Annotated in this window: 1 protein-coding gene and 1 pseudogene; both read left to right on the top strand. The window is 71.9% G+C overall.

The features are described 5' to 3' along the window. Nucleotides 1-9: 9 nt before the first annotated feature. Nucleotides 10-1320 (top strand): phosphate regulon sensor histidine kinase PhoR, encoded by a 1311-nt coding sequence (gene phoR, locus NON22_RS24130; protein ID WP_257389528.1) that lies wholly within the window; start codon nt 10-12, stop codon nt 1318-1320. Next, nucleotides 1320-1542, top strand: a pseudogene (locus NON22_RS24125) (hypothetical protein); the annotation flags it as partial. The gene phoR and the pseudogene NON22_RS24125, both read left to right, overlap by 1 nt.

Here is a 1542-nt window from a genome sequence, read left to right as displayed (position 1 = left end):
CGTCCACCCGTGAACGGCCGCGTCGAGCGCGCGTTCGCGCTGAGCCTCTGGCGCGCCGCCGGCATCTTCGGCGTCGCGCTGCTGCTCGGCGCCGTCGCCGGCGGCCTGGCCTGGTGGCTGTTCGCGGCCGCGGCGGGCCAGCTCGCCGAGCTGTTCTGGCGTCTGCGCCGCTACGGCCTCTGGCTGCAGAGCGGTTCGCGCCGCAGCGACGAGGGCGGCGCGCTCTGGGGCGCGCTGTATCGCATTCCGGCCCTGCGCCAGCGGCGCGAACTCGCGCGCCGGCGCCGGCTCGTGCAGCTGCTGCGCGCGTTCCGCACGACGGCCGCCGCGCTGCCCGACGCGACCGTCGTGCTCGACGGCGGCGGCGCGATACTCTGGTTCAACGCCGCCGCGACGCGCCTGCTCGGCCTGAGCTATCCGCACGACATCGGCGGGCATTTCTCCAATCTCGTGCGTTCGCCGCGCGTGACGCGCTGGCTAGAAAGCGGCGACTGGAGCGAATCGCTCATGGACGTGCCGGCGCCGGTCGACGACGCCGTGCGCCTGGGCCTGCGCATCATTCCGTACGCCCAGGGCCAGCGCCTGCTCGTCGCCCGCGACATGTCCAAGCTCATGCAGCTCGAACAGGTGCGGCGCGACTTCGTCGCCAACGTCTCGCACGAGCTGCGCACGCCGCTGACCGTCGTGCACGGCTATCTCGATCTGATCGAACCGGACCAGTCGCCCGAACTCGAACCGATACTGCTGGAGCTGCGCTCGCAGTCGCGGCGCATGACCCAGATCGTCGAAGACCTGCTGACCCTGTCGCGGCTCGAGGCCCAGGACAGTCTGCCCGAAGAGCGCGTCGCGATGGCCGGCATGCTGCAGACCCTGCGCCGCGAAGCCGAAGCGCTGAGCCTGGGCCGGCATGCGATCAGCATCGCGCTGCGCACCGACGTCGACCTCAACGGCTCGCCGAAGGAACTGCACAGCGCGTTCTCCAATCTCGTCAGCAACGCCGTGCGCTATACCCCGGCCGGCGGCCGCATCGAGATCCGCTGGGAACTGCGCGACGGCCAGCCGGTATTCAGCGTCAGCGACACGGGTCAGGGCATCGCGCCGAGCCATCTGCCGCGCGTGACCGAGCGCTTCTACCGCGTCTCGAGCAGCCGCTCGCGCGACACCGGCGGCACCGGCCTGGGCCTGTCGATCGTCAAGCACGTGCTGCAGCTGCATCAGGCGCGCCTGGCGATCGAAAGCGAAGTCGGCGTCGGCAGCACGTTCTCGTGCATCTTCGGCGCCGAACGCGTCTGCGCCGCGACGGCCAGCGAGGAAATCTGATGCGCGGCCGCCGCTGCAGCCGGCTGCTCGCGCTGCTGGCCATGCTGGTGCTGCTGCCGGCGTTCGCGGCGACGGCGGCCGAGCGCCGCCTGACCAGCGTCGGTTCCGACACGCTCGGCGAGCTGCTGCAGGCCTGGGCCCAGGCCTATGCCGACGGCGACGCGCCGCTGCGCTTCCAGATCCGCACGCCGGGCTCGGCCGCGGCGCCGGCAGATCGGAAGA

The organism is Tahibacter caeni, from assembly GCF_024609805.1.
Classification (GTDB): Bacteria; Pseudomonadota; Gammaproteobacteria; order Xanthomonadales; family Rhodanobacteraceae; genus Tahibacter; species Tahibacter caeni.
This window is presented reverse-complemented; position numbering and strand designations above follow the sequence as displayed.